This is a genomic window from Tsuneonella flava (assembly GCF_002870965.1).
GTDB classification, from domain to species: Bacteria; Pseudomonadota; Alphaproteobacteria; order Sphingomonadales; family Sphingomonadaceae; genus Tsuneonella; species Tsuneonella flava.
Genome location: NZ_PHSO01000006.1, coordinates 86,302 through 109,371, shown reverse-complemented (window position 1 = coordinate 109,371; position 23,070 = coordinate 86,302). Strand labels below are relative to the sequence as shown.

11 protein-coding genes are annotated in these 23,070 nt (G+C 61.7%); 8 read left to right on the top strand and 3 right to left on the bottom strand.

Features of this window, described 5'->3' with window-relative positions; genetic code table 11:
- The first annotated feature begins 181 nt into the window (after positions 1–181).
- Both CV013_RS10325 and CV013_RS10320 read left to right on the top strand, forming a co-directional pair.
- Positions 182–3,022, top strand: coding sequence for a TonB-dependent receptor (locus CV013_RS10325; RefSeq protein ID WP_190276495.1), 2,841 nt, complete (start codon positions 182–184; stop codon positions 3,020–3,022).
- A gap of 112 nt (positions 3,023–3,134) precedes the next feature.
- The gene (locus CV013_RS10320; protein WP_102155381.1) at positions 3,135–5,621 is read left to right on the top strand and encodes a S9 family peptidase; all 2,487 of its coding nucleotides are present in this window, start codon (positions 3,135–3,137) and stop codon (positions 5,619–5,621) included.
- Positions 5,622–6,174: 553 nt separating this feature from the next.
- Here CV013_RS10320 and CV013_RS10310 read toward each other — a convergent pair.
- The 3 genes from CV013_RS10310 to CV013_RS10300 are packed head-to-tail and all read right to left on the bottom strand — an operon-like array spanning position 6,175 to position 9,129.
- Positions 6,175–7,551, bottom strand: coding sequence for an amidohydrolase (locus CV013_RS10310; RefSeq protein ID WP_223805227.1), 1,377 nt, complete (start codon positions 7,549–7,551; stop codon positions 6,175–6,177).
- Position 7,552: 1 nt separating this feature from the next.
- A complete protein-coding gene (locus CV013_RS10305) occupies positions 7,553–8,602 on the bottom strand; it encodes a FecR family protein (RefSeq protein ID WP_102155377.1) in 1,050 nt (349 codons plus the stop codon).
- A complete protein-coding gene (locus CV013_RS10300) occupies positions 8,599–9,129 on the bottom strand; it encodes an RNA polymerase sigma factor (protein WP_102155375.1) in 531 nt (176 codons plus the stop codon). Before CV013_RS10300 ends, CV013_RS10305 begins: the two co-directional genes overlap by 4 nt.
- A gap of 195 nt (positions 9,130–9,324) precedes the next feature.
- Here CV013_RS10300 and CV013_RS10295 point away from each other — a divergent pair, with 195 nt between their 5' ends.
- The 6 genes from CV013_RS10295 (at position 9,325) to CV013_RS10265 (ending at position 22,625) form a co-directional block, all read left to right on the top strand.
- Entirely contained in the window at positions 9,325–12,717 is a 3,393-nt protein-coding gene (locus CV013_RS10295; RefSeq protein ID WP_102155373.1) for a TonB-dependent receptor, read from the top strand.
- A gap of 9 nt (positions 12,718–12,726) precedes the next feature.
- Complete coding sequence (gene ggt / locus CV013_RS10290; RefSeq protein ID WP_102155369.1) at positions 12,727–14,529, top strand: gamma-glutamyltransferase; 1,803 nt, start codon at positions 12,727–12,729, stop codon at positions 14,527–14,529.
- A gap of 153 nt (positions 14,530–14,682) precedes the next feature.
- Positions 14,683–17,082: a TonB-dependent receptor gene (locus CV013_RS10285; RefSeq protein WP_102155366.1), complete on the top strand. Its 2,400-nt coding sequence runs from the start codon at positions 14,683–14,685 to the stop codon at positions 17,080–17,082.
- Positions 17,083–17,245: 163 nt separating this feature from the next.
- A complete protein-coding gene (locus tag CV013_RS10280) occupies positions 17,246–18,649 on the top strand; it encodes an aldehyde dehydrogenase family protein (protein ID WP_102155363.1) in 1,404 nt (467 codons plus the stop codon).
- Between the two features lie 198 nt (positions 18,650–18,847).
- Positions 18,848–20,950, top strand: coding sequence for a malate synthase G (locus CV013_RS10275; RefSeq protein WP_102155931.1), 2,103 nt, complete (start codon positions 18,848–18,850; stop codon positions 20,948–20,950).
- A 376-nt stretch (positions 20,951–21,326) separates the two neighbouring features.
- Positions 21,327–22,625, top strand: a complete 1,299-nt coding sequence (locus CV013_RS10265; protein ID WP_102155359.1) for a sugar MFS transporter — start codon at positions 21,327–21,329, stop codon at positions 22,623–22,625.
- The last annotated feature ends 445 nt before the right edge of the window (positions 22,626–23,070 follow it).

Below are 23,070 nucleotides of genomic sequence, written 5' to 3'. Positions count from 1 at the left end.
AGCCTATCTCGGCGTTCCATAACGACAGGCTATGGTCTTGCCAAATGTTGCTGCTTCGCATGCCCTGCGATCATTGCAAGATTGTTACGTCTTTGGATCGAAATATGCGGGGAAAATTATGACGGACAGTAATATGGGGCAGGCTTCGGTCGCTGGTGCAATGCGCAGAAGGAAGCAAATTTTGTGCGGCAGCACAGCGCTGATGATGTGCCTGATGCCTTCGCTGGCATATGCACAGGACAGCGGCACCCCGAATGCATCTGAGCAAGCGCAGGACAGCGCCGATACTCAGGGTGCCATTGTCGTGACGGGATCTCGCGTCGCGCGTTCGGGTTTCGATAATCCCACGCCGACGACGATTATCAGCGCCGAACAGATCGCGAATACCGGCCTGAACGATATCGGTGACGTTCTGATGCAAAGCCCGCAAATCGCTGTGGGTCTGGGATCGAGCAACGACACGTTCCAGCGCGATATCGGCGCCAGCTTCATCAACTTGCGCGGTCTGGGCGAGAACCGGACGCTGGTACTCGTCGATGGGCGTCGCCGGGTTTCCGGGTCGCGCGATGGCTCGCAGGTCGACGTTTCTGCCATTCCGACATCGATGATCAAGAGTGTCGAAGTCATCACCGGCGGCGCCTCGGCGGTCTATGGTGCCGACGCCGTTTCGGGGGTGGTGAACATCATCCTCAAGGATGATATCGAAGGGTTCGAAGTGTCGGGCCGTGTCGGTCTGTCCGATCGCGGTGACGGCGCGACGTACCGGATTTCGACGTCAGGCGGAGGGCAATTCGCTGACGGTCGAGGCTCGGCGCGTTTTGGCCTGAATTACAGCAAGAGCGAGACACTGAAATACACTGATCGCAGCTACACCTATGGTGAAGGCGCACTGCGGTTCGTGAACAATCCCGACAACACCGGGCCAGACGATGGGATCCCCGATCGGATCGTCATCACCAACCCGCGCACGATTACGAGTTCGTATGAACCGAGCTTCGTCATTGGTGGCCAGCGGTATTATTATGATAATGGTCTGGCCACGCAATCCGGTGTCGATTGCTACGGCTCGTACTGTTCGGGTGGTGACTACGGATACGACAATCGCGAACGTAATCTGCGGAATCCGCGGGAAAGCTTTTCGGCGATCGCTGGTCTGAAATACGAACTGAGCGATAATATTACAGCGTTCACCGATTTCGAATTCTCCTTCGCCAACAGCGAAACCAACGGGCAGGGGTTCTTCGATTCAAGCCTGACTCTGCAGCGCGATAACCCGACGCTACCGGACGAAGTCACCGCGTTGATGGATGCCAACGGGCTTTCGTCGCTCAAGGTCGGTTACGAAGGGGAATATATCTTCGGCAATCGTGAGCATGGCAACTCGCGCTATATCTACACCGTTACGGGCGGCTTGCGGGGCAAAGTGGCCAATTTCGACTGGGAAGCGTTCGCGCAATACGGTCGCCGCGATCAGCGCTACAAGCGCGGAAACAGCCGTATCGAAAGCCGTTTCTACGAAGCGGTCGATGCTGTCATCGATCCCGGCACTGGCGAAATGGTATGCCGCAGCGAAGCTGCACAGGCCGCTGGTTGCAGGCCTATCAGTGTGTTCGACGGCATGGTGTCTGACGAAGACAAAGCCTATTTCGCAGCGACTTTCATGCGTGAGGTCACCAACGAGCAGCTTCTTGCAGGCATTCAGGCGACAGGTAGCCTGATCGATTTGCCCGCAGGGCCGCTGGGTGTCGCTATTGGCGCAGAATATCGCCGGGATTCGCTCTCCACTCTGGACGATCCGCTGGGTGCTCGTGGCTTGCTTTATCGTACCGATAACGGTGGCGAATCGGTTGATGCCAGCGCCGAAGTGGTTGAAGCATTTGCCGAATTCGTCGTCCCTGTTCTGAAAGACAGCTTTCTCGGCAGATCGCTGCAGGTCGAAGGTGCCGCGCGTTATTCGCATTACGACACAATCGGCAGCACGCTTGCGTGGAAACTGGGTGGCGAGTGGGCACCGATCGACGATCTGCGTTTCCGGGTAACCCGTTCGCGCAGCGTTCGTGCACCGACCATCGTGGAGCTGTTCGCACCGGAAACAATCGGCGCGCTGAATATTACGGCGGATCCGTGCGACGCTGCGGAAATCAACCAGAATCCCAATCGCCTGGCAAATTGCCGCGCGCTGGGCATTCCGGTTGGCTGGGTCGACCCGGCGGCTTCGCTGGCACTGACCACGCGCCTGGGCGGCAACCCCGATCTTCAGGAAGAAACGTCGAATTCGTGGACTGCAGGCGTGGTGACCACTCCTGTCGATGGTCTTACACTTTCGGCTGACTGGTGGTCGATCAAGATCGACGATGCCATTCAGACGATCAGTGGCAATTCGATTGTCGAAAAGTGTGTCGATTCAGAAACGCTCGACAATCCGTTCTGTGCGCTGGTGACACGCGGAAACTTCGTCGGTTTGAGTGATCCCTATGTGATCTCGTCCATCGATCTGCGGCAGGTCAATGTCGGATCGCTGACGGCACGAGGCGTCGATTTTGCAGCGAGTTATCACACATATCTCGACAAGATTTCGTCCAGCCTACCCGGTCGCCTGACGGTGACAGCCACGCTCACCTATCTCGACAAGCTGGAAGAGCTGGTGGACGCGACGGATGAAACGACTCTGTTGATCAAGGATGGGGGATACGAAAACCCGACCTGGCGTGCCAACCTCAACCTCGGCTACACGGTGGGTAATCTGCGGGCTAACTGGAAGGTTCGCTATATCGGCCCGTCGAGCCTCGATGTGGAGAAATCGGCCGAATATTACGGCGGCCTCACTGTTGACGAACGATTTTATCACGACCTGTCAATCAACTACGAACTCGACGACGGCAGCAGCCTTCAGTTCGGTGTAAACAATCTGTTCGACGAGCATCCGCCGCGGACGCCGTCCACTTACACCGGCGCATACGGAAGCTCGCTGTTCGATAGCGTCGGGCGCTTCTTCTATCTTGGTGCTACCAAGAAGTTCTGATGCGCCAATCGGTACGGCGGGCGGTCGCTTTGGCGCTGCTCGCCGTCCGATGCATTATTATCGTATGGAATATCCCGAAGCCGCAAGATTTTGATTTGGGGGGAATAGTTTGATGAGGATTATCGGCCTGATTGCCTACGCCGCACTGACAGTGGGCGTTTTCGTCCCTGCCAGTGCCAGCGCGCAGGATGAATATCGCGAACCGCCGCAGGAGGTGGCCGCAATCCTCGATATTCCGCCACCCCCGGCGGCCAGTGTCAGCCCGGATGGAAACTGGGCCGTTTTCACGACCTTGCAGGGAATGCCATCGATTGCCGATCGCGCTGTGCCGATGGCGCGGCTTGCCGGTGTGCGGGTGAACACCGCCACCAACGGACCCTACGATGCGAAGGCATATGACCGCAACTCTTCGTACACCGGGCGCGGGGTGGAGTATCGCCTGGTCAACCTGAAAACCGGTGCAGAACATCGGGTTGCGTTGGACGCGGCCAAGCTTGGCCCGCCGATGTGGGCGCCTGACAGCAGCCGGTTCGCTTTCCTTTACACCACAGCGAAGGGAATTGAGTTGTGGGTGGCCGATGCCGTCAGCGGCAAGGTGCGGGCGCTGTCCGGTCCATCGATCAATGTCGCCAGCAGCATTGCCAGCACCTCTGCCGGGCCGTGTGACTGGATGGCCGATAGCCGCCGCATTATGTGCCAGTTTATCCCGGAAAATCGCGGACCTGCGCCGGAAAGAGGTGTGCCGACAGGGCCTTCGGTGCAGCAGACCGATGGCAAGAAAGCACCGGTCTGGACCTTCACCAACCTGCTCACCGACAAGTATGACGAGCAGCTGTTCGATTATTACATGACATCGCAGCCGATGATCGTGGACGTTGTCAGCGGCAAGAAGACCCCGTTTGCCAAGGCCGGAATTTACGAAAGCCTGAAGCCGTCGGAAGATGGGCGGTACTATCTCTCGACCCGAATTGTCGGGCCTTATTCGTACCTTGTGCCTGCCAGCCGGTTTCCCAAACAGGTCGAAATTCTGTCTGCCGATGGTAGTGTCGTGAAGGAATTGGCCGATGTGCCGATCAACAATGCCGGGCCCGAAAGCATGGGCTGGGCGCTGGCGGGGGAGCGTGGCCATCAGTGGCGGCCGACTTCGCCCGCGGCGGTGATGTATGTCGAACCGCTCGATCAGGGAAATCCGGCAGTTTCAGCGGATTATCGGGACCGTGTGATGGTGCTGGAGGCACCGTTCGATGGCGAGCCGCGCGAATTGATGCGTACCGCCGACCGCATCGTCAGCGCATCGGACGATCTCGATGGCAGCGATCTGTTTGCATTTGCCGACAACGGTCGGCAGGCGATAGTGAAGCAGTTCGCATGGGCGACGCGCGGGGAAAAAGTGTGGCTTGCCAATGTGATGCAGCCCGCTTCGCAGCCGCGACTGCTGTGGTCGCACAATGCCGACGACTGGTATTCCGACCCCGGATCGCCGGTGACGAAGGCCGCACAGGGCGGGGCGGTTCTGCGGCAGAATGGCGACTGGATTTATCTGGCAGGGCAGGGCGGTTCGCCTGACGGGGACCATCCGTTTCTGGACCGGTTCAACCTCAAAACGCTGAAGTCGGAGCGGGTGTTTGCAACCTCCGGCGCGAGTTACGAGAGTGTTGTCGCAGTACTCGACGATCAGGCCAAGCGCTTGATTACACGGTACGAAACCAGTCTGGATCCGGCGAACTACATGCTCCGCGATCTGGCGGCGAAGGACAGCAAGCCGCTGACCAATCTGCCGCGGCCCGAACATGCCTTGCGTTATTCGAGCAAGCAACTGGTGAACTATGTCCGGTCGGACGGGGTGCCGCTGAGCGGGACGCTGTATTTGCCGCCTAACTATAAGAAAGGAAACAAGGTTCCCGCCATCGTCTGGGCCTATCCGCGCGAATATGCCAGCAAGAGCGGGGCCGGGCAGGTGCGTGGTTCGCCCTATCGATATTCGGGACGTTCTAACCGAGTTTCAAGCGATTACATGCTGTTCCTGACACAAGGCTATGCCGTGCTGGCGAATGCGGCGATGCCGATTGTGGGCGGGTTGAAAGCCAACGATACCTATGTCGAACAACTGGTCGCCAATGCTCAGGCGGCGGTGGATATGCTGGTCGATCAAGGGGTTACGGATCGCAAGACAGTGGGTGTCGCCGGGCACAGCTATGGTGCGTTCATGACTGCTAACCTGTTGGCACACAGCGATATTTTTGCCGCCGGCTATGCCCTGAGCGGGGCCTACAACCGCACGCTGACACCGTTCGGATTCCAGCGCGAACGGCGGACATACTGGCAGGCGCCGGAGGTCTATCAGGCGATGTCGCCGTTCATGCATGTGACCGATATCAACGAGCCGATCCTCCTTTTTCACGGAGAAATCGACAGTAATACAGGTACTTATCCGATTCAGTCGCAGCGGTTTTTCCATGCGCTGAAGGGCGTGGGGGCGACTGCCAAGCTGGAGATGCTGCCTTATGAAGACCATGCCTATGCCGCGCGGGAGAGCCGCCTGCATGTTCTGGCGGAGAGCTTCGACTGGTTCGACCAATACGTGAAGAACGCCAAATAAGGCATGTATTACAGATATTTCCGGGTGGCGGAAACGCTGCCCGGAAATGCTGCATCCCGGCCCGACAGCCCCCAGATAGCACCGGCCAGATGAGCACCCGGAACTGCACAGGGAATCACCCGGCAGCGCCGCTCAGGCCCGGTTTCACCTACATCTTCACCACGATATATGGCGCGCAACACGCTGTAATAGCGTAGCTATTTCGCAAAGCATCCTCGATTGCACCGCATGTAATCGCACAGGCTGTCACGCTGCCCCGACAGGGCGCTCTATTGGACAGGTAAGTCCGGTTTCGGGCTCGAAATCGCCCAAAATCGCCAAAAACCGGCAAAATCGCCAGCTCACCAGCCAGCCCGCAAGCTGTCCCGATCGGCCCCAACCACAGGCCCCAATACCGGCCCGGATCATGACACCAATCGGCGTTGCTGATTCCAGCCCCTGATTCCGGCCCCTGATTTCGGCCCAGCCAACCAGCCCAATCACGGCACCGACCCGGCGCGATGCAACGCAGGTTTCAAACCTCGTTTGCAATCGCACCGGGATCGGGCGGGGATTATTGCGCGTCGTTGCCCGCCACCATCAGCGTGGCGAGAGTCAGTGTTTCGATCCCGGCTTTGATCGACCCTTTGGGCGAAGGCGCGAAATAGGGCGAGTGGTTGACCGGCACCGGCTTTCCTTCGCTCTTGTACTTCGCGATCATTTCGGGCGGAGTGCCGCCGATCCAGAAATAGACCGAGTTCGGCATCCCGGCGGAGACGAATTCGGAATAATCCTCGCTCGCGCTGCCGCCCGGCTCGCTGGCGGGGATGAACGCGACCCGGCTGTCGCCCAGCGCGCCCTTCAGCACAGTCGCGGCCCGCGCTGCCAGATCGGGATCGTTGACGACCGATCCCGTGCCGTAAACGTGGGTCACTTCGGGGGCCGGGGCACGTTCCATATCGGCGGCGGCCTTTGCCGTGCGGGCGACACCGTCGTTGATGATCTTGCGCGTTTCAGGATCGAACGAGCGCAGCGTCAGTTGCAGGTCGGCATGATCGGGGATGATATTGGCGACCGATCCGGCATGGATCGAACCCACGCTGACGACGCCGAATTGCTTGGGGTCTTTCTGGCGGCTGATCGTGCTTTGCACACCCGTGATGAAATGCCCGGCCTGCATGATCGGATCGATCGATTTGTCGGGCATCGAGCCATGCGCGCCAACGCCGTGGAACCTGACGCTGATCCGGTCGGAAGCGGAGCTGATTACCCCTTGCTTGACAGAGATGGTGCCCAGCGTATCGGCACCGATGTGCGCGCCAAAGCCATAGTCCGGCTTAGGGAAGCGGGTGAACAGCCCGTCGTCCAGCATCGCTTTCGCGCCGGAGATGACCTCTTCCGCAGGCTGCGCCACGAACATCAGCGTGCCGTGCCAGCGATCCTTCATCGCCAGCAATGCCTCTGCCGTGCCGACCCACCATGCCATGTGAATATCGTGGCCGCACGAATGATCGACGAAATAGGTATTGCCGTCCACTTCCTGCTGAACCTTGCTGGCGTAAGGCAGGCCGGTCTTTTCCTCCATCGGCAGGGCATCCATATCGGTGCGGATCAGCACCACCGGGCCAGGACCGTTGCGATAGAGCGCGACGACGCCGGTTTTGCCGACATTTTCGGTCACGTCGAAACCCAGCGCGCGCATCTTCTTCGCCAGAATGGCTGCGGTGCGCTTTTCCTGAAACGCCAGTTCGGGATGCTCGTGAATGTCCTTGTACATCGCTTCGAGCGCGGGATAGTTCTTGTCGAACGTCGCCTGCACTTGCGTCAGCGCGGCATTGGCATCGGCGTGGGTGGTGCTGGCGGCTGTATCGGTGTTGTTCGCCGCGGCCTGCGCGATGGTCGAAGTGCTCAGGATCATCCCGGCGGCGATCAGTTGCGGCAGGTACTTCATTTTATTCCCCTTGTTTAGGAGCGGATTGCGGCGCGGATGCGCCGTCCAGTCGGGCACTGTCGCTGCGTTCCACCCGCAATGCGCCCGGATGTTCGATAATGTCCGACAGCGCGGCAGTGTCACCCTGGCGGATCAGCCCGTACACCGGGACATTCCGCAGGCTCTGATCCTTCAGCACGATGTTCTGGCTGGAATACCGGTTAGCGATACGGATCGCCTCTTCCAGCGGTTCGCCATCGAAGAACAGCATTCCGTTGGTCCACACGACTGACAGGTCGAGGTTCACTTCGCTGCTCGCCCCGATGAAACCCTGCGCCGATTTGCCATCGGGGCGCGATCCGAATTCCACCTGTTCGCCCTTGCGCGCCAGTCGGGCGATTTCGGACCCGGTTTCTTTATGCGGGGCGGCCACGGAAATGCGGATTACGCCATCGACCACGGTCACTTGCGCGGCCTTGCTCTTGTCGCGCAGGCGCACGTCGAAGGCAGTGCCCACTGCCATGACTTCGCCGCCCGCGGCCTTCACGATAAACGGGCGCGCCTTGTTATGCGCCACACGGAACAGCGCCTCCCCGTCGATCAGGCGGATCAGGCGTTGCTTTTCCGTATAATGGACTGTGATCGTGCTTTCCGGGGCCAGCGTGACTTCCGAACCGTCGCTCAGCGCGATGATGCTGCGCTGACCGCGTCCGGCGGTGTAAGTGTGGCCGGGTTCTTCGCGGTCGATCACTGCATCGGCCAGTTGTGTCAGGCCGGGCAGAGAGGCAGGGGCTTCGCGCTGGCTGTATATCACTGCACCAGTTGTCAGGAACGCAGCAACCGCTGCCGCAGCGGCGAGCCAGCGCGGCGACTTGCTGCGCGCAAACCAGCCGCCCTGTGGGGCATCGGCCATTTCATGCGACAGCGGCGGGCGTTCGAACTGGCCCAGCTGATCCCAGAAATCGGCGGCTTCCTCCGCGTCTGCAGGGTGCAGCGCACTCGAACGATTGTCGAACAGCCGCTCGAACACTTCGGGCGCGCGTTCGCCCAGGCCGATATGTCTGCGCTTCATGGCGCCTCTCCCGGCTGGCCGCGCAGGCGGACATAGAGGTGCGTCACGGCCCGGTTCAGATGTTTCTGCACCATGCGGTGACTGATGCCGAGACGCTGGGCGACAGTGCCGGTATCGAGATCGTCGAACCGGCGCATAATGAAAACGTCGCGGCAGCGCGGCGGCAGTTCGCTCAGCGCCGCTTCGAACGCGCCCTGCAAATCGGCCAGACCGGTGGCATCTTCCTGTTCGGGGCGAACGGGCAATTCGTCCACATCGATCGGCTGGATCGGCCCGCTGGCCGTTTCCCGCCGATGGATATCGGCCAGCAGATTGCTGGCCACGCGGAACAGATAGGCCTGCGGCTGGTGCACCGGATCGCTGCCAGCGCGGGCGAGCAGGCGGGCATAGGATTCCTGCACCAGATCGTCCACCAGATCGCGATCTGCCACCCGGCGCGAGACGAACCGGCGCAGCGCGGCGAGGTGAATCGCCGCTTCGTCGCCCGGATCGCTGTGATCGGGTATGGTTTTCGATTGCCGCTGCATGCCGGTTTGCCCGCTAGTCCCCTTTCCTAAGCTATGACGCAAAAGCGGCGCAATACGAACCCCGCCGTGCACATGTTGCAAAAAAATTTCAAAATTTACGTTTTGGTGGTTCGCATTCTTGCCATTTGTGCGTCTTCCGTATTGCAGGGCAAAAGGATCACGCCCGCAACAGGGAAAGATTCAGGGGGTTTTACGATGAAACATGTGGGTTTGATGGTGTCGGTCGCAGCACTGGCGATTGCAGTGCCGGCACAGGCCCAGGTGCGCCATGCGGTTGCAGCGGAACAGCAGTTTACTGTCGATCTGCCAGCGCAGTCGCTTGGCGCAACGTTGATGCAGATTTCGCGCACCACCGGAATGCAGCTCGTGTTTACCGACGGCGGCATCAAGCGCCGCGTCGCTCCGCGCGTGAGAGGCACTTATACCCCCAGCCAGATGCTGCAGATGGCGCTTGCGGGCAGCGGTTATACCTATCGCTTCACCGGCCCCGACGCGATCCGCATCGTGCCCGCCGGGCAGTTGCAGAAATCCGCTTCTTACACCACCTCGGTTCAGCCGGTGGCGGCGCAGGGCGCGACCGGTGCTGCGGCCCCCGCATCCGCCCCGGCCCCCGCAGTGGCAGAACCTGCAGAAGAAGCTCCGGCAATCGTTGTTGTCGGTTCGCAGATTCAGGGTTCGAAAGTGGCCGATGCGCTGCCGGTGACAGTGGTCGATGAAAAGCAGATCGGCGCGACCGGCGCGGTATCGGGCGACGAACTGTTCCGCTCGATCCCGCAGCTGGGCGATGTGTCGTTCAACTCCTCCTACCTGCCCAACAGTTCCAACGCGGCGCGCGGCGATGTCGGCTCGGTCAACTTGCGGAACCTGGGCGAAGGCAACACCCTGTTGCTGATCGACGGTCGCCGCGTGGTGACTCACCCGACCAGCCGCGCCAACGATCAGCTCGTGCCGGTGCTCACCTACAACACCAACGCGATCCCCGTGTCGGGCGTTCAGCGGATGGAAGTGCTGCGTGACGGTGCCGCTGCGATTTACGGTTCGGATGCCGTCGCGGGCGTCGTCAACGTCGTGCTCAAGAAAGACTACGAAGGGCTGGGTCTCAGCGCGCAATACGGGCTGGCCGAAGGCACCGGGATGCACGAATTCAGCGCCAACGGGATTTTCGGCACGAGGCTGGGCGACCGCGGCAACATCACTTTGCTGGCCGATTTCAACCACCGTTCGATGCTGCGCGCATCGGATCAGGAATATACCGCTTCGTCGGATAAGCGCCCGCTGTTCGTGGGCACTCGTTTCGAAGGGGCCACTTCGCTCGACGGACGCGCCAGCACCAGCCCGTGGGGCAACTTCGGCGCTGTCGGGGTGAGCGGGGGCGTGCGCCAGAACGGCACGCGCATCACATCGTCTTCCGGCCTGTTCCATATTCAGCCGGGTACCAATCCGGGCTGCCTCAGCAATCTGGGCAATGGCATCTGCATCGACGACGGTTCGGCATCGACCACCGGCGACGATCGCAACCTGCGTCACGACCGGCTGGCGGCATACGACCAGACGATCATGCCCGAAACCGATCGCGGCAATCTGTTCCTGACCGGCAACTACGAAGTCGCGCCCGATGTCGAAATATTCGGTGAAGGCGGGCTGTACCTTGCCCGCACCAAGAGCTGGCAGACATCGACCTATAACCTCAGCTCGATCCCGATCACCGTTCCGGCGAGCAATTACTGGAACCCGTTCGGCGCGACTACGCTCCCCGATGGTTCGCCCAATCCGAACCGTCTGCCCGGCCTCGACAATGTGCCGGCCGAAGGCGTGCCGGTGACGCTGCGGACTTACGATTTCTCCGACGTTGGCCCCAACCTGGTGACAGTGGACAACAGCGAATTCCGCCTGCTGGGCGGGCTGCGCTGGAAGCTGGGCGGGTTCAACTTCGAATCCGCGGCGCTGTATAGCGAAGCGCGGGTGCACGACAGCTCCACCGCTCTCAGCGCGACGCTGGTGCAGAAGCAGCTCGCACTGGCGACGCCCGATGCCTACAACCCGTTCAACGGCGGCAATCTGGCCAATCCCAGCCTGGCGGATACGACGCTGAGCAACCGCGCGGCGATGGAAGCGATGCGGATCACTGCCGACCGTATCTCCAAATCGACGCTGGCGCTGTGGGACATCAAGGCATCGAACGCCAATCTGTTCATGCTGCCCGGCGGCCCGCTGGGCGTGGCCATCGGCGGCGAATTCCGCCGCGAAACCCAGCGCGACGATCGCGATCCGCGGGTCGATGGGACGACTGTGTTCACAGACTCCGTGACCGGCGTCGAATATGGCAGCGATGTGGTCGGCACCAGCCCGTCGAACGATCTGTTCGGCAAGCGCGACGTGTTCTCGGCCTATGCCGAACTGGCGATCCCGGTGATTTCGCCGGACATGGAAATCCCGCTGGCCAAGCGGATCGAATTGCAGATCGCCGGGCGTTTCGAACACTACAGCGATGCCGGTTCGGTGGCGAAGCCCAAGATCGCCGGTGCGTGGGACGTGGTCGATGGCGTGCGTCTGCGCGGTTCGTATTCCGAAGGGTTCAAGGCGCCGAACCTCGAACAGGTCAACGCCACTATCGTGACCCGTTCGAACAACCGCACCGACTATGTCCGCTGCGAAGCGGACCTGCGCGCGGGGCGGATCGCAGACTTCTCCGATTGCAGCCAGACGCAGGCGGTTATCTCGCAGCGTTCGGGCAACCCCGATCTGCGGCCGGAAAAGTCGAAGTCGTGGAGCGCAGGGATCGTGCTTCAGCCTGAATTCCTGCCGCCCAGCCTGGGCCGGATCACGCTGACCGCCGATTACTGGAGCGTGCGGCAGAGCGGCATCGTCGGCCTGTTCGGCGATGGCAACTCGCTGATCCAGGATTACCTGTTGCGGACAGAGGGCGGTTCCAACCCCGATGTCGTGCGCGCCGATCCGACGACCGACGATATCGCGGCATTCGCCGGAACCGGGCTCGATCCGGTGGGCCAGATCCTGTACGTGAAAGATGCCTATCGCAACTTGCTGCCGCAGGAAGCGTCGGGGGTCGATCTCGGCCTGATCTGGAGCCTGCGCGACACCGGCATCGGCGATTTCACGGTCAATCTGAACGCGGCATACCTGCGTAAGTTCTTCCTCGAACCGTCGCCCGATATCGCGGCACTGATGGAGGCACAGGCCGCCGGTGAGATCAATTCGGGCATCAATATTTCCGGTGGCGGCGATCTGCTGCGCCAGAACGGCAAGCCTGAATGGAAGGCATCGGGCAGCGTGACGTGGAATTACGACGCGTTCCAGATCGGTGCTTACACGCAGTACACCGGTTCGGTGGACGATACCGGCCTGATCGATGGCGATGGCAACCCCTGGGTGGTGGACGATTCGATGACGTTCAACCTCTACTTCCAGGCATCGGTGGAGCGCGACGGGATGCAACCGTTCACGTTCCGCATCGGGGCGCGCAACCTGTTCGATACCAATCCGCCGCTCAGCTCGGATGGTTATATGGCGTCACTCTACAATCCTTACGGGCGCTATCTCTACGTGAATGTCCGCACTGCGTTCTAAGGAGTAACAATGTCTGGTCGCACCACGCTATCGCTGCGCGGCGTAACACACGCCGCCGCTATCGCTCTGGTCCTGTTTGGTTCGCCTCTGGCGGCCAAACAGCCGGCGCCGCCCGTCGCACAGGCCCCCGCAGCTGCCCCCACGCAGGAGCAGGCCTATTCGCGGACGGGCGGCGATATCGTCGGTTACGATTCGATCCACCATCCGGTGATCGGACACGGCGGCATGGTGGTGAGCCAGAATGCATATGGCACCCGCGCCGGGGCAGAGATTCTGCGCCGGGGCGGCAATGCCGTGGATGCCGCAGTCACTGTCGCGCTGGTAGAGGCGGTGTCGCTGGCCCGCGCGGGCAATATCGGCGGCGGCGGCTTTATGCTGATCCACATGGCGGCGGCAGACGGGAAGCCGGCCTCCACCACCGCCATCGATTACTATGGCGTGGCGCCGCGCAAAGTGACGCCCGATCTGTTGCTCGATGCCAATGGCAAGTTCGACCGCGATAAAGGCTGGTCGTTCAAAGGCGTGGCGGTGCCGGGCACTGTCGCGGGCCTGTGGGCGGCGCACGAACGGTTCGGCAAATTGCCGTGGGCCGATCTGGTGCAGCCGGCAATCGATCTGGCTACCAACGGCGTGATCCTGAGCGATGCCGAAGCGGAGGCCACCGCGCAGCAATCGGAAGCGCTTGCCCGCGATCCCGGCGCGCGCGCCGCTTATCTGAAGCCCGATGGCACCCCTTACAAGGCAGGCGACCTGTTCCGCCAGCCCGACCTTGCCAAAACCCTCACCGCGATCCGCGATCACGGGCGCGACGGGTTCTACAAAGGGTGGGTGGCCAAAAAGGTTGTCGCTGCGATGAAGGCCAATGGCGGTATCATCGATCAGGGCGATCTCGATGCCTATCGCGCCGATGTCTCGCCGCCGGTCTGGTCCAGCTATCGCGGGCATCCGGTGGCCTATATGCCGCCGACTGCATCAGGCGTCAGCGTCGCGGAAGCGATGAACATTCTCGAACATTATCCGGTGGGCGAAATGGGCTGGGGCAGTGTCGCCAACCTGCACCTGCTGGCGGAAACGATGAAGATCGTTACCTCCGACCGCCGACTGGTGGGGGGCAAGCCCGACTGGAACACACCGAGCAAAGGGCTGGCGAGCAAGGAATTCGCCGCGCAGCGTGCCGCGCTTATCAAGCCCGACAGCGCGCTGGATGAAAACACCCTGCCCGAAGGCAATCCCTATCCTTTCGAAAGCAAGGATACGACGCATTATTCAGTGGCCGATGCCAGCGGCAATGCGGTCAGCAACACTTACACGCTCAGCGCATCGTATGGCGCCCATGTTGTGGCGCCGGGCACCGGCTTCCTGCTTAACAACTCGCTGGGCAATCTGGCGTGGGGTGCGCGGGGCAAGGAATATCCGGCCACGCAGGTCGTGCCGGGCAAACGGGTGGGATCGACCATCACCCCGATCATCGTGTTCGATAAGGACAAGCCCTGGCTGGTCACCGGCACCCCCGGCGGCGGCACGATCATCGCTACGATGGTGCAATTGCTGTCCAACGTGATCGATCACCGGCTGAACGTTGCCGAAGCGGCGCAGCGGCCCCGGATCAATCAGTCCGACGCCGACCGGCCGATGGAAATGGAAAGCGGATATTCGCCCGACATCGCCCGCCTGCTGGAAGAGAAGGGGCACAAAGTGGTTCCTTCGCGGACGATGGGCAGCACCCAGTCGATCATGATCGAAGGCGACCGGTTCCTCGGCGCAGCGGACACCCGCCGCCCCGATGCACTGGCAGTGGGTGTGACCGAGTGAAACGCGCGTGACGGTACGGCTGTTCAGCCCTTCGGGTACGCAACAGAACAGCCGCAATCCGATATAATTTAATATAACCGACACACTACCGTCGCGAGCGTTTCACTTTTGCGATGCAGGGAGGCCCCGTTCACACAAAACGGGGTCTCTTTCATGAAGTTTCGAACTATCGCGCGCGCCACAATTTTGAGCGCGGCGTCACTGCTTCCTTTCCATGCGGCTTGTGCCGCCACTGCCGATGAAACCGGCGAAGCGGAAGCGGGTGCTGCGTCGGATGCTGGCGCGGATGGGGCAGGCGATCCGGCGCAGCCCGATAACCAGATCATCGTGACCGCGCAGAAGATCGAACAGCGCGAAACCGATGTTCCGATCACGCTGTCTGCTGTCGATGGCAAGCAGATCGAACGGCTCGGCGTCAGCGATCTGGACGAGTTGTCGAACTACGTTCCCGGCCTCAATATTCAGGAACAGAGCGCCAATAACCCCGGCATCGTGATCCGCGGGATCACATCGGATTCGGGATCGTCGCAGCAGGGGCCGCGTGTCACGCTGTATTACAACGGGGTCGATATCTCGCGCTCGCGCGGGTCGTATCAGGCGATCTACGATCTCGACCGGGTGGAAGTTATCAAGGGGCCGCAGGCAACCTTGTTCGGCACGGCATCGGCAGTGGGCGCGATCAGTCTGGTGTCCGCGAAGCCGCGCCCCGGCTTTTCCGCCGAACTGTCGGGCCAGTATGGCAATTACAACACCACCGTGCTGTCGGGCTTCGTCAATGCCGGGTCCGATGTGCTGGCGGGTCGCATCGCCTTCGAATGGCGCGGGCGCGACGGATATGTGCAGAACCTTGCTCCGTCGCAGAAAGACGAATTGTATTCGCAGGATCAGCTTGGCGTGCGCGGATCGCTGCGTTTCCGGCCTAACGACCGGCTGACAGTCGATCTGGTGGGCACATACGACCGCCAGCGTAACGGCGGCACACCCTTTATTTCAGGCACATATCCCACTCCCGCCGGGCCGGCCAATCCGTTTGGCGATGCCGATCTGGGCGGCTCGCCGTATTCGGCGCAGGCGCTGGGCAACAGCCAGCTCGGGCTGGTGCGCGATGTCTATGATGCCAACCTGACCGCGCAATACGAACTGACCGACGATCTCACTTTCACGACAGTCAACGGCTATCGCGAATTCGACAGCGCGGAAGTGTTCGATGCCGATGGCGGCCCGGCGCCATTCCTCGAATTCGCGGAAATCGCCAAGGGGTGGCAGTTCAGCCACGAAGGGCGTTTCTCCTATGCCGATCCCAACTGGCGGGCATCGTTCGGCTGGAACTTCTTCACGGAGAAGGGGCATCAGAACGTGCCGTTCTCGACAGAGGAAGTCACTTTCCTGCAATGTCTGTCCGAACTGTTCGGCGCGACCGGGCCGGTGCCGGGCGCACCCTGCGTCGCCAGCGATGGCAGCGTGCCGGTGTACGACATGATCGGCGCGGGTTTGCGTCAGGCGATCCCCTATAGCTCGGTGTTCGAAAACCGGGGCGAAAATCAGAGCTATTCGTTGTTTGCCGATACCACGTGGATCCCCATGCCCGCGCTGGAGCTGACCGCCGGGGCGCGCGTGCTGATCGAACAGCGCAAATCGGGCTATGTCACCAATGTGCCCAACTCGGTGCTGACCGGCGCGCCGCTGGTTCCTGGCCAGCTCGATACCGGCGGCGAAGTGTTTACCGCCCGTCGCAGTTTCTCTGCCGTGCTGCCGCGTTTCAATGCGCTGTACCGGGTGACGCCCGAACTGAATATCTACGGCACTGTATCGAAAGGGCGCCGTTCGCCGGTCGTCTCGCTCGGTGCGCGCAAGGCCGGGGCGGAGGTAGTGCCCAATTATCAGCTGATCCCTGAAGAAACCGTCTGGAACTACGAAGGCGGGCTGAAATTCGCATCGCGCGCGGTGTTCGCTTCGCTCGGCGCGTATCTTCAGAAGTACAAGGGGTTTCAGGTGACCCGGACAGTGTCCGATCCGAACGATCCCTCCGGGCTGCCGGTCGGTTCGTCGATCACCGAAAGCGCCGGTTCGGCCGGTAACTTCGGGGTAGAGGCAGAACTGAACGTCAAGCCGACATCGTGGCTCAGCGTGTTTGCCAATGTCGGCTATATCGACGGCGGGATCGACGACGATGCGGCGAACGGCATCTTTGCCGGCGACCGTTTCCGCCTGCAGCCGGAATGGCAGGCCGCGGGCGGGTTCACTGTCGATTATCCGATTGGTGGCGGTGCGCGCATCTTCGCGACACCCAGTGTGACCTATCGCAGCCGGATATTCTTCGAAGTGCCGAACAAGGCCAATATCTCGCAAGGGCCGGTCACGCTGTTCAATGCGCGGGCCGGGGTTTCGTTCGCAGACGACCGCTACGAAATCGCCGGATATATCCGCAACGCGACCGACGAGGATTACCTGCTCGATGCAGGCAACACCGGCGGTGCGTTCGGTATACCGACGTTCATTCCGGCAGAGCCGCGCTTCTACGGTATCCAGCTGACGGCGCGCTTCGGCGGATAACATACGGCATACCTCCGCGGCGGGCGCATCGTGTGCCCGCCGTGGCGCTGCCATGCGCTCTCCCGATAGCAACTCGTCCTGAAAGGGGGTGGGGCCGGTCGCAGATATGCTTGTCGACTCGCCATGCTCTCCCTAGGTTCAGTTGCAAAAGGAGAGTGAATCAATGAACACCCGGATGCTGATCAACGGCGAACTCGTAGAGGGGGCGGCCACGCTCGATGTCGTCAACCCTGCCAATGGCAAGGTTTTTGCCACTATCGCACGGGCTGACGAAGGCCAGTTGGAAGAAGCGGTGGCTGCGGCCAGAGCGGCTTTCCCGGCATGGTCGAAGCTGACTTACGAAGAGCGCGGCGCAATGGTCGGCAAGCTGGCCGACGCACTCGAAGCGCGCAAGGAAGAGCTGGCGCAACTGCTGACCCGCGAACAGGGCAAGCCCGCCGCGCAGGCAATGGGCGAAGTGATCGGCGGGATTTACCAGCTACGCTTCTACGCTTCTCAGCGGCACGAACCGCAGATCATCAAGGAAGATGCCAAGAGCCGCATCCTCGAACACCGCACCCCGCTGGGCGTAGTTGCGGCGGTGACGCCGTGGAACTTCCCGTTCATGATGGTCACGCAGAAAATCGGCCCCGCGCTGGTGACCGGCAATACCGTAGTGGCCAAGCCTGCGCCGACTACGCCGATGTGCGCGCTGTTCATTGCTGAGGAAGCGGCAAAGATCTTCCCGGCGGGCGTGCTGAACGTGATCGTCGATGAAAACGAATTGGGCGGTCCGCTGACCGCGCATCCCGATATCGCCAAAGTCAGCTTCACCGGATCGACCGGCACCGGGCGCAAGGTCTATGCCTCTGGCGCGGATGCGCTCAAGCGGATCACGCTGGAACTGGGCGGCAACGACGCGGCTATCGTGCTCGACGACGTATCGCCTAAGGAAATCGCGCCCAAGCTGTTCAACGGGGCGATGATCAACGCGGGGCAGGTCTGTCTGGCGATCAAGCGGGTCTATGCCCCCGCCTCGATCTATGACGAACTGTGCGACGAACTGGCGCAGTTGGCGAAAGATGCCGTGGTCGACGATGGCGCCAATCAGGGCGCGCAGATCGGCCCGGTGCAGAACAGGATGCAGTATGAAAAAGTGCTCGGCTTCCTTGAAGACGCGCGCGAAAACGGCACTGTTCTGGCCGGTGGCGACCGGCTCGACCGCGATGGATATTTCATCGCGCCGACAGTGGTGAAGGACATTCCCGACAGCGCCCGTCTGGTGCGCGAGGAACAGTTTGGCCCGGTGATCCCGGTGCTGAAATACGACGACATCGACGAAGTGATCGCCCGTGCGAACGACAGCGAATACGGGCTGGGCGGCACTGTCTGGTCGGCCGATCTCGATCGCGGGGTGGAAGTGGCGATGAAGATCGATTCGGGCACTGTGTGGGTGAACAAACACCTCGATCTGCCGTTCGATGTGCCGTTCGGCGGGGCCAAGCAATCGGGTATCGGCCGCGAGGGCGGCGACGAAGGCGTGTCGGCTTACACCCAGAAACACGTCGTCAACGTGGCGCTGAGCTGAGCATAGTCGCCTGAGCCTGACTGGCGGGCGAAGCTGGACTTTGCCCGCCTCAGGACTTTCGCGCTTGATGCAGGCGCAACATGCGGGTTAGCCGCACACCGCAGCTTTATGGCAGGCCGGGGGGCACGCCATATGCCGTGACACCACGGCGCTACATAGGGGAGCACCATTCGCGTGCCAGAGGGAGTGATTACCACCGTGACCGATCAGACCGTCCGCAACGGCCTTACCGTCGATACCGTACTCGCCGATTTCATCGAGAACGAGGCTTTGCCGGGCACGGGGATTACGCCCGATGCATTCTGGCAGGGCGCAGCGGATATCTTTGCCCGCTTCGCCCCGCGCAACCGCGAACTGCTGGCGAAGCGGGACGATCTTCAGGCACGGATCGACGACTGGCACCGCGCCAATCCCGGCCCGATTGCGGATATGGACGAATACCGCGCTTTCCTGACCGAGATCGGCTATCTCGTGCCCGAACCGGCCAGCGTGGAAGCGAACCCGCGCCATGTCGATGCCGAACTGGCGACCATCGCCGGGCCGCAACTGGTGGTGCCGATCCTCAACGCGCGGTTCCTGCTCAATGCCGCCAATGCCCGCTGGGGCAGCCTGTACGATGCGCTCTACGGAACCGACGCCATTCCGGGCGCAGCCGAAGGGAAGGGCTACGATCCCAAACGCGGGGCGCAGGTCATCGCCTGGGCGCGCCGCTTCCTCGACCGGGCAGTGCCGCTGGCCAATGGATCGTGGGCCGATTGGGACGGCAGCGCACCGCAACTGGCCGATCCGGCGCAACTGTTGGGCCATGCAGGCGACAACCTGCTGCTGAAACACAACGGCCTGCATATCGAAGTGGTGATCGACCGCAGCCACCCCATCGGCAAGGACGATCCGGCAGGCGTGGCCGACGTGATCCTCGAATCCGCCGTTTCGACGATCTGCGACTGCGAAGATTCGGTTGCCGCGGTCGATGCCGAAGACAAAGTGCTCGCCTATCGCAACTGGCTGGGCCTGATGCGCGGCGATCTGCAGGATACGTTCGAGAAGGGCGGCAAAACCGTCACCCGTGCACTCAACCCCGACCGCGCCTATACCGCCACCGATGGCAGCGCGCTGACGCTGCACGGGCGCAGCCTGCTGCTGGTCCGCAATGTCGGCCACCTGATGACTAACCCGGCGGTGCACCTGCCCGATGGTAGCGAAGCGCCCGAAGGCATCCTCGATGGCATCGTCACCAGCCTGATCGCGCTGCACGATCTCAAACGGCTGGGCAAACTGGCCAACAGCCGCGAAGGTTCGATCTATATCGTCAAGCCCAAGATGCACGGGCCGGAAGAATGCGCCTTCACCAACGATCTGTTCGACGCGATTGAAGATCTGCTGGGGCTGGAACGCAACACGATCAAGGTCGGCGTGATGGACGAAGAACGCCGCACCAGCGCCAATCTGGCCGCCTGTATCGCTGCGGTGAAAGACCGGATCATGTTCATCAACACCGGCTTCCTCGACCGGACGGGCGATGAAATGCACACCGCGATGCAGGCCGGCGCCATGCTGCGTAAGGGGGCGATGAAGACGACCCCGTGGATCACCGCTTACGAAGATCGCAATGTCCAGATCGGCCTCGCCTGCGGCCTGTCGGGCAAGGCGCAGATCGGCAAGGGGATGTGGGCGATGCCCGACCGGATGGCCGATATGCTCGAACAGAAAATCGGCCACCCGAAAACCGGCGCCAATTGCGCCTGGGTGCCCAGCCCGACCGCCGCGACGCTGCACGCCACGCATTACCACGATGTCGATGTGTTCGCCCGTCAGGCCGAACGCATGGCCGAACCCGTCGCTCCGCTGGCCGATCTGCTGACGATCCCCGTGGCCGATGGCAAGAACTGGTCGGAAGACGAAGTGCGGGCAGAGCTGGAGAACAACGCACAGGGCATTCTCGGCTATGTCGTGCGCTGGGTCGATCAGGGTGTCGGTTGCTCCAAAGTGCCGGACATCAACGATGTCGGCCTGATGGAAGACCGCGCCACTCTGCGTATCTCCAGCCAGCACATCGCCAACTGGCTGCACCACGGCGTCACCACCCCGGAAGAGGTGGACGCGGTGTTCCTGCAGATGGCGGCCAAAGTCGATGCCCAGAACGCGGGCGATCCGCTCTACAAACCGATGGCGAGCGATCCCGACGGAAGCCTGGCCTATCAGGCCGCACGTGCGCTGGTGTTCGAAGGTCTGTCGCAGCCCAGCGGCTACACCGAACCGCTGCTCCACGCCTATCGCCTGAAGGTAAAGGCGCAAAGCTGAGGGCCTGGGCCGCTATCCCGCTCCGCGATGGGTGGAGCGGGTTGTGTGTCGGAGGGGGAGGGTTTCATAGCTCTCTCGCTCCACTATCCCCTCTCGTCATTGCGATGAGCAGCAGGCGACGCGGCAATCCATGACGCAAGGCTTGCCTCCATCACAACCGCTGCGATGGGCGGGACCACCCCTTCATGGATTGCCGCACTGCATTCGCAATGACGAACAGGGAGATAGATGCCGAAAGCCGGGGCCCGGCGCCGCGCCGGATGAATCCGTGCATTCATATTCACGTTGACGGCCCGCGCGGTGCGGACGACCACTTGCGCCTTGCGACCGGGTGGAGGATAAGCCCGGCCCACGGTTCACGAGAGGAAGATACCCGATGGCGCTCGCCCCCCAAGCTGCAAGCAGTACCGATCCGCAACCGGCGGAAGTGGAAGGCGAACACATCAACGCCCCCGGCCTGCAGTTCTTCGTCTTCGGCCTGTTCTTCATCTTCGGTGGGATCACGTCGCTCAACGATGTGATTATTCCCAAGCTGAAAGAGCTGTTTACGCTCAACTACACGCAGGCGATGCTGGTGCAGTTCTGCTTCTTCGCCGCCTATGCCGCGATCGGTATCCCCGGCGCGCAGCTAGTGAAGAAAATCGGCTATATGCGTGGCGCGGTTGCCGGATTGCTGACGATGATGGCAGGCTGTCTGCTGTTCATCCCTGCCAGCCAGACAGCGACCTATGGCCTGTTCCTGTTCGCGCTGTTCGTGCTCGCCAGCGGCGTGGTGATCGTGCAGGTCGTGGCCAACCCGCTGATTTCGCTGCTTGGCCCGCCGAAAACCACGCATAGCCGCCTGACGTTCGCGCAGGCGTTCAATTCGCTGGGCACCACGATTTTCCCGCTGGTCGGCGCCGGGCTGATCCTTGGCAGTCTGGCCAAAGTGAGCGCGGACGAACTGTCCGGCCCGGCGCTCGATGCCTATCGTTCGGCCGAAAGCGCTGTGATCGTGAACACCTATATCGGGCTTGCCATTGCGCTGGCGATTGTCGCGGCGGTGGTGTGGTCGTTCCGCAATCGCCTGCAAGGTGAAAAGCATGAAGCGAGCAGCTTCCTCGGCGGGTTCAAGCTGCTGCAGCGCCCGCGCTTTGGCTACGGCGCGCTGTGCATCTTCCTCTACGTCGGCGCGGAAGTGTCGATCGGTTCGATCATGATCAACTACCTCGCGCAGTCCCGCGTTCTGGGGCAGCCGGAATCGGTGATCGGCTGGATGATCATGTTCTATTGGGGCGGCGCGCTGGTCGGGCGTTTCATCGGATCGGCAGTGCTGCGGATGGTCAGCCCGGGCAAACTGCTGGCGTGCGTTGCGGCAGGGGCGATTACGCTGGTGCTGATTTCGGCCAACACCAGCGGCCATGTCGCGGGCTATGCCCTGCTGTCGGTCGGCCTGATGAACGCGATCATGTTCCCCACGATCTTCAGCCTGGCATGTGAGAAGCTGGGGTCGCGCGCAGCAGACGGTTCGGGCATCATCAACGTGGCGATCTGCGGCGGAGCGATCGTTCCGCTGGCCTTTGGCGCGCTGGCCGATGCCAGCGGCAGCCTGGCATTCGCGCTGATCCTGCCGGTCATTTGCTATGCCATTATCGCCGGCTTCGGCATCTTCGCTCGGCGCCCTGCCGAAGCGTAAGGCGGTTTTACCGGCGTGGTGACGCGATGCTGCGGCGCGGTTGGAAGGAAAGCGGGGCTCCGCATCAAGTCCGGGGCGACGGGCTAACCTGGCACTAACCATCCATGCGCCCGTCCCCTTGTCATTGGGAGGGGCGTGGAGACGTGGCAGCCCATGAGGCAGGATTCGCCTCGATTGCAGCCGCTGCGATGGGAAGGGGCGTCGGGTGACAGTTTGTCACACGAAGACGCGAAGACACGGAGGGGGTTTGGTTCGGGGTAGGGCCACCGCTGCCGATGGTTGGCCAACACTATACGTGCGTATTCTCAGCCTCGTCATTGCGAGGAGCCGCAGGCGACGTGGCAATCCATGGCGCGCACGTTTCCTCCGCTACAACCGATATGATGGGCGAGGCCGCCGGACCATGGATTGCTTCACTGCGTTCGCAATGACGAGTGGGGAGTGA